The organism is Spirosoma fluviale (genome assembly GCF_900230225.1).
Classification (GTDB): domain Bacteria; phylum Bacteroidota; class Bacteroidia; order Cytophagales; family Spirosomataceae; genus Spirosoma; species Spirosoma fluviale.
The window spans coordinates 1,625,624-1,643,190 of sequence record NZ_OCNH01000001.1 but is presented as its reverse complement, the minus strand read 5'-3'; the positions used below and the strand labels follow the sequence as shown (position 1 = coordinate 1,643,190).

4 protein-coding genes are annotated in these 17,567 nt (G+C 51.6%); 1 reads left to right on the top strand and 3 read right to left on the bottom strand.

Annotation, left to right across the window (positions count from 1 at the left end; genetic code table 11):
- Window positions 1-42: 42 nt before the first annotated feature.
- Entirely contained in the window at window positions 43-537 is a 495-nt protein-coding gene (locus CRO74_RS06870; RefSeq protein ID WP_097125238.1) for a hypothetical protein, read from the top strand.
- A gap of 478 nt (window positions 538-1,015) precedes the next feature.
- Here the strand turns inward: CRO74_RS06870 and CRO74_RS31485 are convergent, their stop codons facing one another.
- From CRO74_RS31485 to CRO74_RS06860, 3 genes are all read right to left on the bottom strand, one after another.
- A complete protein-coding gene (locus tag CRO74_RS31485) occupies window positions 1,016-1,318 on the bottom strand; it encodes a GIY-YIG nuclease family protein (RefSeq protein ID WP_097125237.1) in 303 nt (100 codons plus the stop codon).
- Between the two features lie 203 nt (window positions 1,319-1,521).
- A complete protein-coding gene (locus CRO74_RS31235) occupies window positions 1,522-1,977 on the bottom strand; it encodes a DUF723 domain-containing protein (protein ID WP_144035880.1) in 456 nt (151 codons plus the stop codon).
- Between the two features lie 47 nt (window positions 1,978-2,024).
- Entirely contained in the window at window positions 2,025-17,516 is a 15,492-nt protein-coding gene (locus CRO74_RS06860) for a helicase-like domain-containing protein (protein ID WP_097125236.1), read from the bottom strand.
- Between the last annotated feature and the right edge of the window lie 51 nt (window positions 17,517-17,567).

The following is a 17,567-nucleotide window of genomic DNA, read 5'->3' as shown; positions in this document are numbered from 1 at the left end:
AAAAGGGCGGTCGCGTCTGACAAACCGTATTTGATAAAATTTATGAATAGCATCTTGTGGGATGAATTGTATGATGTTAAAAAACACACTGTTTATCTAATCAAATACCTCGCATTCCTCAAGTCAATCAAGAAGTACTTTGAAATTACTACTATCCTTTTGACCTCCTCTGGTTTTATCGTCTGGTTGTCAGACAAAGGGGCTGTTTGGACAGGCGTCAGTGCAGGATTAGCCACTTTTGTCAAATTGTTAGAATTGCTTCAGGACAAATTCATTGCCAACGACGAGTACATGGAAGACGTAGCAGAGCTACGAGATAAATGGTGTGATTACCTTGATTTACTTGAATCGCTTTGGATTGATTATCGGATAAGTATCACCCAAAAAGAAGCATCTGAGCGATTCAAGCAGATTAAAGAAAGGAAAAAGGAAATTGAAAAGAGCGACTCCAGAATCAAAATCTGGATTATCTTCTCGGTAAACCGAAAAGCTGACAAAGAAACCAGTGCTTATATGCAACGTTATCTCCAACAATAAACCAATTAATGCTATGCCAGACCAAGATAGACCAAGACCCATGCAAAGACCAGAAACTCGACCTGATCCGGGCACGAACAAAGAGAAAGCATCTGTTCCCCCTGTTAAGGACAAACTTCCACCACCACCTCCCCCAAATCGGGAGTAATGACGGGTGCTTTGGGAGGTGGTAGTTTGTTTTTAATGGGAGGTAAAAAGAACTCTCCGAACTCCACCTCCCGTGCGACAGGAAGCACGTCCTGCAGGAGGCTTTGCAGCCCAACCACCACCGTGTTCTGGCGAACAAACCCCCGACAAGCTGTATGTTTTTACTCGTTATCATTCCATTAAAAACTTACAGCACATCCTGATGAGTGTGTAAAGGCACAGGAAGCCAAATATGACAAGCGCGAACTTCGTTCATGTCTTGAACTCAAAGAATACGTTTGTAAGTGCAATTAAAACACGATACCCAAAACGATACAGAAATAGAAATCCCTTATTTGTTAGTAACCACTATTAATGCCTCCATAAATACACTAATACTGTCAAATTTATAGCATTCCGTTCTACCAGTAAAATCTTTTGTCGTCAAGTAAGCAAAGTCCTTTAATCGACGAGCTAATGCTTTTTCCAGATCATAAATATATTCGGCATTATATGATTCGATAAAATGCATAAGCTCAAACTCATAGCCTATTTTCTTTAACCGGAATCGACGTTTTATCGCAAGGTAAGTAATCCCAATTTTATAAAAATATTCCCCATTTGCAACACAATGGATTAGATAAAGTCTAGCCATTCTCTCATTTTGAATGCCTACCCATTCAGAACGGCTATATACTTTATTTTTAACTGAGCAGCTTCTTTAGCACACCTCTGACATCCCCTACCCTCATTTAAATGACGGGACAGCCGAATACTAAATTTCCCGTGATTTGGGCAAACAACCTCAATAGCATCTTTGGATTTATAAATAGCTGAAAGGTCTATTAAATATTTATATTAGGAGCCAAACTTAGCGGTAAGTCTTCTCATCCAGCCACTATCCGTTATCGAATTTTTATCATACAGGCATGCAGTGCAACCACTGCCTTTGAGCAAATGATAAATTGTTTTACTGGATTGTCCATGTTTAGAGCAACGAACGAGAACACTGGAATCATAGTCAGTAAATATGCTTTCCGAAAAATCTAAATCCGGATGCATTTTCCGACAACGCTCTTTAATAACTACTGCCGTCCTTACTTTCTTTTCAGCGCTATTTTTCTCAAATGCACAGATTGGGCATCCATGTTTACGCTGATGATTGTTGGGCGTCTGCTCAAACAGGCCATGAGTTGAACAGCCTATCTTAATCTTTGTTACCCAATCAACGTATTCTACCTGAGAGTAATCATACTTATTGCCATGAACAAGCCTTGATTTATCAATAAATTCTGCGCGGGTTAATCGTCTCATCCAATAACAAAAATACAAAAAACGGCCCTGAAATCAGGGCCGTTTAATCATTCATTATCTTCTAAATCATCGGCATCAGTCGTGATCCACTCCCTAACAAGTTTGGTTACACTAGCAGGTGTGCCACTCGCTTTGGTCATAAAGTCAGTTGTATCATAAATAACAGAGTCCAGTGCCTTATCGCGTCTTTGCTCATCTTCTTCCATTAAATATTTACCCATCCCGCTTAGTATATCTAAACCCGTCTGTAGATTTTCAGCGGCCGTAATTTGAAGTAGAGGGTCCGTACCTGGTCTGTCATCCATCTGGCTCAGGTAATATTCAACCGCTTGTTGACCAAGGCCCGGAACCGTTCCGGCAATGTTACGCACGAAGTCAAACCCAATCCGGCGTTTGGTTTCCTCCCATGATTTGGGTTCATCGCCCGACAAAATCGCCATCAGTGCCGCCGAACCCGCCGAGATACCCGCTACCCAGGCCGCGTTGAAGACCACCGCCCAGCCGAAGGTTTTTGCCATCTGCACCAGCGCGGCTTTAGCCTCCGACGACCCCTCACCCGTTTTGACGTAGCGGTTCAGCGACTGCAATACGGTGTTTAACAACTTCTGCTGCTGGCCCGAATACAGCCCCAGAATCTTGGCCACGAAATCCGTTGAGGTTTGCATCGGCGTTTGTTCGGCCAGATTCGACATCTGGTTGGTGGCATACAGCGTCCGTTCGGTCAGATCAGCAACCCGGTCCCAGTACTGGTCACTCCCTTCGGCCAGGCCTTCGCTATTCGCCTGTAATTTAGCCGCCGTATAGTAGGCCAGAATTACAGCCCGGTCAGCCCGCTTCATGGCCGCCAGCCCGTATTCGGTATTCCACTCGTCGAATTGCCGCAAGGCCTTTTGGCCGTTGGTCAGCGTCCGGCTGTTGAGTCCCAAATCACTCCACTCCACATCGCCGGTAAACAATGTCTGGGAGTGCGTCATCCGGTCGAGGATGGTAGCGAAACGCTGTATCTGCCGGGATTTGGTCAGCTCATCGGTCATGCCTACCCCAAATATTTCTTCCATCAACGGCCGCTCCTGCGTATCCATCCCAGAAAGACTGCCCCGGTAGCCATGCTCCATTCCGTTGATAACGGTAGAGGGAGCTTCCCAGTCCCGATAGGCACCGGCCGTCAGTTGCGTCAGTACGCCACACGCTTCACCCGAGTGCAAAAATTCGTCTGCAATGATACCCTGACCAAGAGCCGCAGCGTAGGTACCCGTTTGTTTCAGCGGCAAACCCACGTTGAGCGAGAAGACCGACTGCGTATACCGACGCATCGACGATTCAAGCCAGTGGACGAAGCCCCGTTGCTCATAAGCCTCAGCCCGTTTCTTGCGGTGATTCTGCAGAACGTCCCGCTGTTTCTCAATCGTGGTGATGAGGTACTGTTTCTTTGGGCCCGTATAATCCGATTCGATTCCGTTTTTAAGCGCGTTGAGGTTTTCCACCAACCGGCCATGTTCCAGAATATCCACAACCGAACCTTCGTAATCGTTCATCGTGGTAATGGGGTCACGCACGAGCACCGCATCAGCCGCATTTTGACGGGCAATGAGTTGGCGCGATTCATCCAGCGTCCGGGAGAAGCCCCGGCTTTGTGTCCGGGCATCCTGCTGGTTGTTGTAGGTACGAATCGGGTAGTAATCCTGAACCTCTTCAAACTCACGATCCGGATTTAGATACCCGTTTTCTTCCTTGAGCAGCTTCACCACTTCGGCCTGGTTGTAGTAGGTTTTCAAGGCCGTATACGCGTCGGCTTCCCCTTCGTAGGCTCCGTTGCCCGTTTCAAAGCGTTCACGCAGGGCGTTAAGCTGTTGGGTCGGCATCAACAGATAATGCGTCGTATCGTTGTCCTGATCATAATACACAGCGCCTTTTTTCCAGCGGGTACGCGACCCGTCCGGATTGGTACGGTACAACTGGGCAAGCGTGGGCATTCCGTCAACGATATGCGAGGCCTGCCCGTAGGTTTCGATTTGGGTTTCGGCCAGCAAGGCCAGCTCCATTCCCACCGCTACCGGTATTTCAACATCCCGGTCGACAACCGCGCCCGTTTCGTCGTAGTCATAGGTCGTCACGGTCATGGTCTTTACCGTTTCCAGACTGTTACCCGTCCGCAGCGAGAAATCGGCCAGTTTCTTTTCGGCATCCTGCCGCAGTGGTTCCAGAATAACCTGCGCATACGAAGCCCGCCGGGCCGACGTCCGTTTAAGGTCTTTCATCAGACCAGCGATACTACCGGCCGCGTCGTCGATCATATCCAGAAACGTTTCCAGGTTGGTCCATGACTTCATCCGGTCGACAACGGTACGGAACAAACGGCCACGGCCTGTATCACTTTCGTAAGCCGCCTGAAAGCCATCCCGCAGGATTTGCGTCAGCTGATAACCTTCCATCCGAACTGCCGAGCCATCGGCCAGGTAGAACAGATCACCCGGCCGCGTGTATTTCAGCGTTTCCGGCCCACTCAATTCCCAGCCCGTTAGCTGTTTGATATTTTTAACGTAGGCTTTGTCCTCTTTGGTCCACTCTCTAACAGGCGTATCCCACAGATCAGGATTCACACCCGCCCCAATGGCCAGTACCGGAATGGATTGGAACCGGCTTTCGGCATCGGTCTTCATTTCCGCGATCGTTTGCGGTACCACACCGGTAGGCAGCTGGAATTGCGGTACCGAATTTACGCTCGATTGTGACGCATCAGCCGCAGCCCCATCCAAACTAGTCCCAGCCACAGGCGTTCCCGGCGTCATTTGTCCCACGACCTGACCCACAAAATCACGCAGTGTCATCTTCGCCGGGTCAGTCCCCAGCCCAAAAGCCTGCTTCAACTGATTCCATAGGTTCATCAGCCATTCGCCAAAGCTCATCCGTCCCGCCGGTTGCAGAAAGCCTACGCCCTCATCCCCAATTGCCATGGCCAGCGCTTCATCTAACTGCTGTTCTTCGCTCAGGGTCGAATAATACGAGTCAGCTTTCACCCGCGCCATATACGGCGAATTGGCGACCAGGGCGATACCCTGTTGATAGAAGGCGGGATTTTGCGTTTTAACGATGTTGGTCCAGATGTGACCGAATTCATGCAGCACCGTATTTTCCGTTGCATCGGGCGATAAGAATACCCGGTTATTCCACACAAAACCCAGCGGCCGTTGATTACCCAGCAAATCCGACGCCCCTGACTCAATCAGCGCACTTTCGTAAGCCGCCGGATTGCTTACTACCTGCGTACTGGGGAAGGCTTGTGCAATCCGGTTTACCAGCGCATCCGTGGCCGGGTTGGCCGGTTGCGAAGGTTGCTGCAACTGGAAGCCCAAATCATTGTCCAGATCGAATTCACCCTCTTCGATACCGTTTTCGAGTTCAGCACTTTCCGCTTCGAACTCCGCCTGCATCTTTTCTTCCAGATCCGCTACTTCGGCTTCCAGAGCCGCCAGTTTCGCCGTATCCTTAAACGGACGTTTTAACTCCTGGGTAAAGGCTTCAATGGTTTCCTGACTCTTTTCCATGTTCGAGCGGGCGATGGAGGGAGCCGACTCAACGCGTTTGAGTGCTGCCCGCATCGACGTTAGCAAGCCGTCAACTTTAGTGGCCAGGCCTTTGAAGTTTTCCCCCTTCTCATAATAGATCGACACGCCATCCCTGCCCCGATCATGGTCAAAGGCAATCGTCCAACCCATCTTTACGCCGAACCCGTTGATTTTGACAAACCGGCTGGAAGGCAGTTTTTGCACCGCATCAGCCAGTAAGCCGCTCATCACTTCGGCCAGGGCATCTTTCGCCTTTTCGCCTTCGATGATATCCCCGTTTTCAACCTGTATCGTATTGACCTCAACCTTCCCGTCGGGAAACGCTTTTTGCACCGCACCGATCTGGAGTTCGAGTTGAGGTATCAGGGCCGTATACTTGGCTACCGAACGTTCCGCACTCTCAATCATCTGCCGCGCTTCAATCTGACCACGCTCCCAGTTGGAGAGCGCCATTTTGACCTTGTTGAGTTCGAACTTACGCTGCTGCTGGAGTTGTACGTACTGCGAACCCGACAGCGAAGCCATCATTTCCTGAAAGCCCATCGAGGACGCATCATCTTCGTCAGCTTCATCATTCTGACTCCGTTCGGTCGAATCTCCTTTTAGAATCTGGTTGATGAATTCCTGTTTAAAGGCTAATCGCTGATAAGCCGTTGCATCGAGGGTTTTCTTTACCCCGTAGGTAACGATCTCTACCGGCAAGCCCCATTCCGCATGAAGATTGCCCTGCCGCAGAATCCGGCCGTTCCGCTGTTCAAAGTCCATCGGTCGTACCGGCGCATCGACGTGGTGAACCGCCTGAATCCGGTCCTGAATATTGACCCCTACGCCGAGTCGTTCGGTCGAGCCCAGTACCACCCGAATTTCACCCGAGCGCACTTTAAGGAAAACAGCTTCCCGTTTCTTGGCATCTTCCGGAACAATCGCAATTTCCGCTCTGGGAATACCGCCACTTACCAGCTCATCGACAATGGCATCGTAGAGGTTGAACTGATCTTTTCCGTACAACGGATTGATCATCGTCATTTCTTCATCCAGGTACTTATCCTTTGCCTCAGCCGAAGCGATCGAGTTGGAGAAGATCAACTGTGTTCCTTTGTAGGATGCCGTTTGTTTGTAACGCTGCAGCACTTCTTTGGCGACGGCATGCACTTTGGAATTTTCCGTTTTCATCGCCGGATCGACCAGCCGTACATCAATAGCGGCCTGTTTGGCACGCGTGAACATAACCAGCGGAATATGTTTGAGCTTGCGTTTTTCGGCCCCTTCGAGTTTTTCCCAGGCCGTCAGTGTCCGCTTCACATAATCCATGTAGTTCTTCAGCTCCGGCGACATATCCAACTCAATGAAGGTGAATTTGCCGTCTTTCAATTCAGGCAGGGTATTGTCACCCTTTTTAAATACCTCATCGCCCAGCACCACATCGACGTTCTGTTTAAAGAGCGCATTCAGTTCCGGCATATTGATATAGCGCTTAAACCGATCGACAATCTTGAACTTACCCGCTGCCGTAAACTCCAGCGAAGGATCAACCGAACCGAAGTTGGCGGCAAACTCATCGAAGTTGTCAATGCCGAAGTCCTTCACCAGTTGAGGGGCCACGTATTTGAGCATGGTCCAGAGTTCGGCCATCGTATTGGAAATGGGCGTACCCGTTGCCAGTACGACGTTACGGCCTTTGTTACGCTCCTGAACCCACTTCACTTTCAGCATGGCCGAAAGAGCTTTTTGGGAGGATGCCGTATCAATACCTTTGACGTTGCCCATTTTGGTGTAAAAACCAAACTTCTTGTATTCGTGCGCTTCGTCGATGAACAGCGCATCGACGCCCAGTTCTTCAAACGTCATCGTCGCATCGGTACGTCGGGCAGCCTGCTTGCTTACCTTCTTGGTTACTTTCAGCGCTTCACGGGCTTTATCGGCAACGGTCTTCTGTTTCTTTTTGGCTTCTTTCTCAGCCGCCGAATCCCGCTGTTTTTCCAGCGCTTTCAGACGGGCCTTGAGGTTTTGAGCCGTTGCCCTCTCCTCTTTCTCGTCGGTATCATTCAGCGCGTTCTGAATCACATCGATCTGTTCTTGTACCAGCGCATCAACCCGGTCCTGATTGTCGGGGATCAGGGCCAGAAACGATTGAGGGATAATGACACCATCCCAGTTGTTATAGGCCATGCGTTGCAGAAACCGTTGGCGGTTCTCCGCATCGGTATCATTGCCCGTTGGTACCAGGATATTGGCACCCGGATACAGGAAGCGCCAGGCATTGGCAAAGTTCTCCAACGTGGAGTTTTGCACAACGATCATTGGCTTTTGGGCCAGACCGAGCCGCTTCATTTCCATTGCCGCCGTGATCATCGTAAACGTCTTACCCGTACCGACCCCGTGGGCAAACAACACACTATCGACCAATGCCCGTTGTGCCGCCTTGATTTGGTGCTGCCGCAGTTGAATGGCCGGGTTGGCACCGGGGAAGGAGGTAAACGGCGGTTGCATGTATTTTTTGGCAACCAGGCTGTTATACTTCTCGTTGTAGACCGATTCTGCCAGACGCGCCAGCGAGGGCATATCTTTGACGTAATCGACAAACCGGTTCATGACTTCCATCATTTTGTCCTGAGCCGCTGCTGTATCAGCAATATTCTTGACCTCCTTCTTATTGCCGTTCTCATCCTTGTAGCGGTCCATGATCACCGGCTGCTTTAGGTTGAGTGCCTTATCAATCAGTTCAACCACATTGATACGGGGCGTTCCCAGCGTTTCAGCCCGTGGCGTTGGCCAGCCCGAGATAGAAAACGACTGCGTAGCGGGCAGGTAAGCCACTTTCGGCTGATTGATGCCGATTGCGGCCATGAAGTCCTCATATATCTGGCTGGGTATCCACGATGAACCAATCCGGAAGTCGATAAGCGAAATCGGAATTGTCTTGGGAATGACCGCTTCCAAAGCCACCACGTTGGGTTCGTAGCTTTGGTCGGTCTGGGCCACTGCTTTCGCCTGAGCCAGCTTGTGCCGCACATTACCCGACAGATAGTTTTCCTTATCATCGAGCAGTCCCGTTTCCGGATCGACAAACGCCAGCCCATCAACCAGCAACGATTCCTGTATGGAGTTTTCCGGCTGGTTTAGCAGCTCCGCCATCCAGGGCAGATCAATCTTGGTTTTATAGGCCAAGCTTAGCGTTAAGGCATCCTGTACGTTTTCAGCCGTGGTTGGCAGTTTGGGCGGAGACTGTACCCGCTGGTTAAGAATCTGAGAGGGAGCAAACGAGTATTTATTGGTCACCGGGTCACGGCTCACCAGTTCCAGACCGGCAACCTGCGCGTATTCCACGTCGGCATCTTCCAGAAACCCGATGCGTTGGGCATTCCGGTTGAGCGTTCCGTATTTAGCCACAAACGTCGTATAGGCCAGCCGCAGTTTACGACGCATTTCCGTCATCGCTTTTCCTTCGGCTTCGGTGGTCGCTTTGGCTTCCAGTGCCCGCAGCTGCTGCACACCTTCTTTCAGATCGAGGTAATCCCCGTAAACGGTTTTTAGCGTGTATTTCTTACCGGCAATCTTTACCGTCGAGCTCAGATCCAGCGCCTGTTCAACACCATCGGCTGATTTGACAATCTTCCCGGCCGCATTCCGATACAGCGCACCAGCGCGTTTGGTCGAATAGCCGCCGGATGCGTCCCGGCTGTCGAGGCCTTTGGTTTCGGTGATGTTTTTGGGTAAGCTGTCCAGTTGCTCATCGAGCAACTTCATCGTATCCTGACCTTCGGGCGCTTCCAGCGTATTTTCATCGGGCCGGTAAAGTCCTCCTGATTTAGCGTCAAATGCGAACTTGGGTTCACCCAGCATCTTTTCCGGGTTACGCGCGAAGTATTCATTTACCCGGTAGCTTAACTGCCGAACGTCCGGTACGCTTTGTTCGACCCCATCTATTTTAACTTTGACAAGCTGACCGGTATCCCATTCCTGATCAAACAGCGGTTTAAGCGAACGCATGCTTTCGCCGGGTTCGGTTTCGCTGCCGTCGCGTTTACGGAAAAACAGAATATCGGTAACCACTTCAGTACCGGCATTTTCCAGGAATGCATTTGAGGGCAGACGAATGGCCCCAACCAGATCCGCGTTACCGTTATTGCTCACCCACTCCCGGAAGCTCGTATCGGTCGAGTCCATGGTATAGGCCGAGGTAACGACCGCTACCAGACCGCCGGGCTTGGCCAGCCGGATGGATTTAGCGATAAAGTAGTTGTGGAGGTTGAACTTCGATAAATCCTGATGGGCCGAATCAAACGGAGCCGTCTGACCAAACGGCACGTTGGAGATTACCAGGTCGTAGAAGTGCGATTTTTGCGGTACTGCTTCAAAGCCTTTTACCTGAATATCGGCATCGGGATACAGCAGCTTGGCAATGTTCCCTGTAACCGTATCCAGTTCGGTACCCCACCACTGTGATTTTTTAACCAGATCGACCGGCATGAGTCCCAGGAAGTGACCCGCCCCCGTTGCCGGTTCAAGCGTATGGCCGCCTTTGAAGCCCATCGCCTGTACGTACTTCCAGATGGCCTTGATAACCGGCCGGTCGGTATAGTGGGCGTTGATAACCGAATTGACCGCATCCTGAAACTCCTCTTTGGTCAGCAGATCGGAAATTTCTTCGGCAAACTTCCCGTTGGTATCGTACCAGCTTTGCAGTTCACCTTTCACTTTAAGCCAGTAAGTGCTGGAACTGTAGGAGATATTGCTAAGGTTCTCAACCGCCATTTTATAGCGGTTCAGCTTTTCCTGATCGAGAACGGCTTTCAAGCCGCCCCAGCCCGTATACTGAACGAGCACCGCTTTTTCTTCAGCCGTAGCCGGGCGTCCCGCTTCTACCAGCTCCTTCATGAGCTTGATAGCCGCCAGGTTTGCCCGAATCTTGCCAACCCGCCCCTGAGGAATCAAGACTGTATCATCGGTGATGACAAAGTGATTTGGGTTGAGGTTGATTTCGGGTGCCGGCACGAATACCGGAGCCGTTTCAACTACGGCTGGGGTGTTGCTGGATTCGGTTGCAGGTAGTTCGACTGGAGCTGTTTGACCAGTTCCAGAATCTTCCGAAATTCCGCTTCCTCCATCGGCTGGGCTTCCTGATCCAGCATCGAGGGTGCCGCCGAGGTTTCCAGCGCTATTTCCGTTGCTTCCGCCAGACTTCTTCCCTTTCCCAGTAGACCCTGTTCGATTCGGTGAAACCTTTCCTCCACGTCCAGCAGATCCTGTAACAGTTCCTGCGGATGCAGCGTTATTTCCCTCAAATAATCCGAATTGTAATCCCGTAGATGCCGTAGACGCGCTATCCAGGGTATTGGTAGATTCTCTTGTTCCATCGTCAGGTAAGGAAGAAAGGTAGTTATTGGCCGCAGTGGCAACCTTATCGCCGAACACGGCGGGCGATCCGCTGAGTTCATAGATTCGGTTTTCACCGACACTATTTTTTTCGACTGGTTCAATCAGTCGCCAGCGTACCCGATCGTCGATAGTTAGTGTATCGCCATAGTCACCACCACGGCCGCCGAGTTTATTGGCCACAAACTGAACTTCGATACCTATTTTCCACGACGGATGCCAAAGTTTAAAGCCGCCATAGCCGCCAGCCGGTGGCAGATTGACCCAGGAGTACTCCACACGTCCGTTGGCGTCGTATTCATGCTTCCAGCCCAGCCGGGCCGCCATCTGACGGGAGAGTTTTTTAAGCGCTTCCTTGAACTTACGACCGGGAGCCAGGGAACCCAGTTCATGCTGGTCTTTTTCGGTCTCGCCGGTCGTATCGTAAATTTTATCAATCAGCCGGTTGATGTTGTTTAGCTCCGCCTGAATCTGGTTAAGCTGCTCGCGAAACGCAGGCGGTAAACTTTTAGCATTGCCGGTAGCATTCGCCAGGGCCATATCCAGGTCCATCTTTGCCGCACCCAGTTCCCATTCGATCCGCATACTGGTGGGGTCTTTCGCCAACATTGCCTGCAACGCATCGACTTTGGCTTTTGCCTCCGTCAGCGCCTGCATACGGATTTCGGCCACATCTTCCGATACCGTCTTTTGAGTTGGGGTTTCCTGTGTCTGGTTGCTTTCTCCTACTGGGGTTTGCTCAACCGCCGGTTCTGCTTCGAGAGGTTCAACGTCCGGCTGCTCCGCGATAGCGGTACTCGTAGCAACGGGTGTAGCGGCAACATTCGCCCTTACACTACGTAAGACAGGCTCAACGTCTTCCAGAGCAACTTTGAGTTTGGCCTCAGCCCGGGCAACCCGATCCCGCATGATATCATTGCTGTTGGTAGCAAATGCAGTTTCCATGCGGAATAATTCATTTCGTTGCTTATTCAGAAAGTTGTACTCACGTAGGGTAGCGTCCTGATTCAACAAATCAAGGGCTTCGTTAACCTGACTAACTAACCGGTCACGCTCACCCTTAACGGCATTATCAGGGGTTTGCTCAACTGGTTCCGAACTGGTTTGAACCGGTTCCACTACTTCAGCAGCAGGACTCAAAACCTCATTGATGGATTCCAGCGTAATAGCACGTACCGCTTTGGTATCGTCCATCTGGTCAGAAACGGCATCATCGGCCGAGTCCCGGTAGTAGCCATACACACCCCGCAGTACTTTGAAGTCGTCCGGGTGCAAGGCTTCCTGATTGGCCCGAACGAAGTCACGCGCAATTTTGGCAAACCCGTAAATACCTTTCTTGATTTTTACGGCGAAATACTCCCCGACGATGCCCATTAATTCGGGATCGGCAAACGGGTTCGCGTTCAGACCCGACCGCATCGCTTTGAGTTTGGCACTTAAGCGTTTGGCCAGGGCGATTTCTTCTTCGTCGAGGTCGTCAAGTTTTTGTTGTAGGGTATCGACCGGAGCGGGCTGAGAAGCGACCTCCTGAGCCACATCGGCTTTTTTACGACGAACGGTCTTTTTCTTTTCCTGAACCGCTTCGATTTCCTTCCGGGTATCATCATCGCCTAGCTGGTCGGATAGCTGTTTTTCCTGTAAGTTCAGGTCAGCCAGTTCAATATCCAATGGCGCGACGGCCGCAGACGTAATCGGGTCCTGGGAGGCTTCCTGACTAATGGCTTCCTCAACGGCATCAAGGAGCTGCTCTACCTTTTCAGCTGTAGTAGGAGCTGGATTAGCGGTTTCCGCTTCTTTGGCATCCAGCCAGGCCATTAATTGGGGAACGTGGGTGTAATTGCCAATATCGAGCAAGGCCCGGTCAACGAGGCGGGCAATCAACTGGAAGTCTTCGGGCGCACCGCGAAGCAACGCTTTAGCCTCTTCCGGATTTTTACCCGCAATAAACCAAACCAAACGTTCCAGCCAGGGTTCGTTTAATTTGGCAACCTGAGCGCGCAGAGCATCCCGTTTTTTGGTAAAGCCTGCCAGTTCGTCACGTGGAATATCCTTGATCGAACGAGAGTCAGCCTGAAATTGGCCCATCGAGGAGTTACCCGACTCAACAACCTCCCCGTTTACAATACGCAGGGCCGTTGATGTGTTGGGAACCTTGTATATCCCATTTTCCAGATCATGCAGCATTTTTGCCGCTGTCTCCCGTAGTTTGGTGAGCCGGTCCGGATAGGTGGTATCGAGGGGTTTGGCTACTTCTTCATCTTCAAGAGCCGCGATCGCTGACTCAAAAGTTTCTGTAACCGGGTCGGCTGATTGGGGGCTGGTTTGGTCGGTGGCGTCGCCAACAGTTCCTGCTTTTTCGATAGCAGCTCGTCCTGCATCTTCAGCAGCCTTGACAGCTGATTCGAACTGTTCGGGCCGGAACTCGCTGGTTTCGGGCTGGAACTCTTCGCCAGCGGCAGCGAGTCCGCTTTGAATTGAAGGGCTTTCGACCCCTGATTCGAGGGCGCCATCTGACTCGAAATCATCGAGGCCAGGGCTAACCGCGTTTTCTGTTTGTCGGTTGGCGATAGCTGACTGAATGCCGCGCTGGGTGGTGGTGTACTCGCTGAGGACTCGTTGGTACTCGGGGTCTGCATCGTCTGCATTATCAAATATAATGGATTCATTGGCGTCCCGGTACTCCTGAACGATTGCATCGATACTATTGAGTACCGAATCGGCCACGGGTGGGAACGCATTTTCAAGGGCATCATTGAGGGCGACTAACCAGCTATCGGGGTTAATGCCTTCCATTTCGTCGATGACCGACAGAATGGCATCAATATCCTCTTCGCTGAGCGTCGATAGAATTTCATCGGCCGCCAGATACGCCAGTGGATGAATATCTTCCACACCATCGGGAATCATATCTTCCATGACAGCCGCCGTATCGGCTAGCTCATCCAGACTCAGATAGGCACGCTGGCCAGTGGTGCGGTCGTCAATCTCAACGCCCCCTTCCAGAAATACGGCTAGAAATTTACGCAGTACTTCGTTAGCCGCCGGTGAGGTTTGTTCTTTACGCTGACCCGCCAGTATCTCAGCTGCCGAATAGAAGTAATCCAGCGGCAAGCGCATCCGAATATCTTTTTTCGGACGACGTTTGGTTGACACCTTACCCGTTGCCGTAGTCGGTTCGGGGGGCAGGGCATAGAACAACATCGAATCCTGCAAGAATTTAGGGAACCGCAACAGCTTCATTAGCGCATTCTCGAACTGATCCGCTGCCGCCTGACCTCTGGCATCACGCAGGGCCGTTAAGGCGTCCTGTAGCGTTAATGGGCCTTCCGGTAGAACTACCTCAGCCGTGGACGCGGCTGGGCTGATGCCTGCATCCGGAGTGTCTGCCTGGTCAACGGATTCTTCATTAATATCCGTTCCTGTTGCGCCAGTTGCTTCTGCCGTTGCTGCAATAGTTCGTTCAAGCGCGTCGATAAGCTGTTCAATGGTTCCGACAACTGGGATTCCATCATCTGCGACAGATTGTTCGCTTGCGTCGAGAGCCTGTTCAAATTCTGCTTCTGCGTCAGCAGCAGATTTGATAGACCCATCGAGTTCGAATGCTGCCTCGTACTGAGCGTCGATTGTTTGTGGTTCCGGGGTAGACTGTTGAACACTTGGGGCGTTACCAGGCTGGGTTGTTTGGCCATCTGTAGTAGGTTGAGTTACGGTATCAGGTTGGACCGGAGCCGACTGATTTGCGTCCGGGGGTGTCGTTGGAACGACGGATAATTGGCTTGAATCAGCGGTCTGTCTGGTCGATGCCGGTTCAGCCGCGATCGGTTGACTTATTTTCAGGGTATCCCCCGATTGAGCCCCGTTCAAGACCTGACTTTGGGCTTTGGCCTTAATGGCATTACGCACAGCAACACCTTCCCGGTTAATTTCCGAGTTGGTATACCCCAGCCGGGTCAGGAAACGACGGTATTCGGCATCCCGTTTGGAGGGAACCGTTTGAGAGGTTACGTATAAAGCCCGGTCCACATCGGACGCAAACCGAACAAGGAAGTTAGTACCCTGATAGCCGTAACGTGGTTTGGCCCCAGCCAGGTCTTTAGGAAGCTGGGCCTGATGTACCGTAGCCACAGGAGCTGATGCCGTACTGGTTGCACTACCTGTTTGCGTTCCGGGAACCGTCGTTTGCGCTGAGGCACTACTAACCAATCCCTGTAGGGTAGCCGCCATCTGCGTATAGGCTTGCCCGTATTTTGCATCATTAGCCAGAAAGGCACTATCAGTCAGAAAAGCCGTTGCCAGTTGTTTTGCCTTACCAACGGCCGCTTTGGCCGATTTGCCAGCCGCCGAACCCACGGTAATGGTGTTGATCAGTTCTTCACCGTCCCGCAGCCAGTTTGCTTCCGGACTGTTATCAGCAGGCTCAAAGGGCGTAGCGGATTGGCTCAGCGGGTCAGCAGGATCGGCCAGCGTTTGGCTCAGGGCTATATGCCGGTTGATGTCATCAATCGGCCGCCCATAATCGTAGCCCAGGGGGCCACGAACCGAAGGCACAAACTTACCTTGCTCGTTTACGTGAGCCGGGGTTTTTACCTGACCTCCCACCGGCGAGACAATACGGAAAAACTTTTTGTCCGCATCGAAGCCGATTGATTCCTGCGTTGCCGGATCAACGACGACCTGTTGGGGCGTAAAGGGGTCTTCATACTGGCTGAGCTTGCCGTATTTCTTCTGCCAAGTCGAATAATTATTGTTAAAGAAATTCTTAACACCTGCCCGGTCCGTACCCTTGCCATACTCCGCCAGCGTCTGGGACGCAATGGTTTCAAAGTCCGATGCCCGGTCAGAGACAAACTTTTCGGCTTCAAATATCTGGGTTGGGTTGCCGTTGGGGTCAGCAACAAAACCACCGAGTTCTTTGGCGACCGCGCTTTTACGCAGTTCAGCTTTCAGCTGATCAGCCGTTGAGAGTTGACCCGACTGCAACTGGAAGGTTATCTGCCCGTATTCTTCTTTCAGCGCTTCGATATTGGCCGAATCCGCTATAGATGTATTACGGGACTCCGAGAGCTTAAACATCAGATAGCGGTCCGAATCGGTGAAGCCGTCCACGTCCGCAAACTCACGGGCCGTATCGGCCATCCGCACGATGGTTTGCTTTAGCTCCTGATGTTCTTCCGGTTTCAGACGTCCACCGGCAACCTCCGCATCGAGGGCTTTATTGATCTTGAGGTTATTTACCACATCGTCGAAGGCAACCCCTTTGGCAAGCTGCATCCGAACATCGGCGTTTATGTAGCCAAAAACCGTTGGGTCCAGCTTTTTAGACTGCACGATTGTACCCATTCCGGTACCGACGATCGTACCGAGCAAGGTACCATAGATGCCATCAAAGAGGTACTTACCCAGGGTTGGGTCTTTAAATTTTCCGTTTCCTTCGGTAGCGCTGGTTGCCGCGCCAAAATTATTATAGAGCTGTCTGGATGCATTTTCGACTAATGATTGAAAGAATTCCTCACCGCCTTCGGTAATACCCTGCTCACGGAAACCCGTACCCACCCGGCGCGATGCCGCCCCGAGCATACGCCCGACCATACTCATTTCCTTGGGCCGACTGATTCTGCCCAGAGCCGCTTTAGCCGCCCCTTCGGCCACATCCATAAAGGCCGTTGGGTTGAGTGCCTTTCCGGCCATACCCTGCAAGGCACTGCGAAGCTCCTGCGTTGTTACTTCCCGGATGGCCTGTTTGGCAATATCATCCGACATCCCCAGGGCTTTGGTCAATGCCCCCATGTTGGCCGTTTCAATCCAACCGTTGATACCGGCCATCGGTATAGCCAGCAGGGTAGCATCTTTCATGGACAGACCCGCTTCAATGGCTTCTTTCTGGTAGCCGGGAAACATCTGTAGAAACGAGGAAATACCCGTTACTTTCTCCACGATGCTACCGGCCTTGCCCAGTTTGGCCGAGGCCTGCGCTACCTTCATGGTATCCCCCGCCAGCTGAGCCGCCCTCAACGCACTTCGCGTTCCAATCGTAGCCAGCGAACCCATGCCTGCGGTCAGAAAGCCGGGCAGGATAAAGCCAGCCAGATTGCCCACCGTACCGATCAGGCTTTTGGCATCGAGGTTCAGATCGAGTCCCCGTTCGGAATCATACCAAGCCAGGCCTTTCTGGTAGTCGTCGGAAACGTAGGTACGCAGGGGTTGAAAAAAATTCTCAACACTCTTATTGGCCTTCTCCCATGACTTGTTGTCACCCTTCACACCCTGATAAGCCGCGACGGCCAGCTTGGGCAGTGATTCAGCCAGGTCAACAAATCCGTTTCCCGTCAGACCCACCAGCGCCTGGGTGCCACTGACGGAACCTTTTGAATTTTCATCTTCGACGTCGAGCAACCGACGACGGGAGGTAAGGAAACTGGTAGCCGCGCTATTGCCCCGTACGCGATCGGTCAGGGCTGCATAATGCTCCAGCAAGCCCGCTTTCTTGCGCATATCACCCGACGCAATAACGGTATCGAGTTCTTTTTGCAGAGCCGTTGGGTTTTTTCCCTGCTGCCGAAGAACCGACACCAACTTATCGTCAAGTTTGTGAGACATAATTTCAGGGTATAGGTCAGGTACTGTAGTCGGCGAAGGTTGCTTTGACAT

Coding starts and splice junctions, on each gene's coding strand:
- CRO74_RS06870 (WP_097125238.1), top strand. CDS start 43: ATGAATAGCATCTTGTGGGATGAATTGTATGATGTTAAAAAACACACT.
- CRO74_RS31485 (WP_097125237.1), bottom strand. CDS start 1,318: ATGGCTAGACTTTATCTAATCCATTGTGTTGCAAATGGGGAATATTTT.
- CRO74_RS31235 (WP_144035880.1), bottom strand. CDS start 1,977: ATGAGACGATTAACCCGCGCAGAATTTATTGATAAATCAAGGCTTGTT.
- CRO74_RS06860 (WP_097125236.1), bottom strand. CDS start 17,516: ATGTCTCACAAACTTGACGATAAGTTGGTGTCGGTTCTTCGGCAGCAG.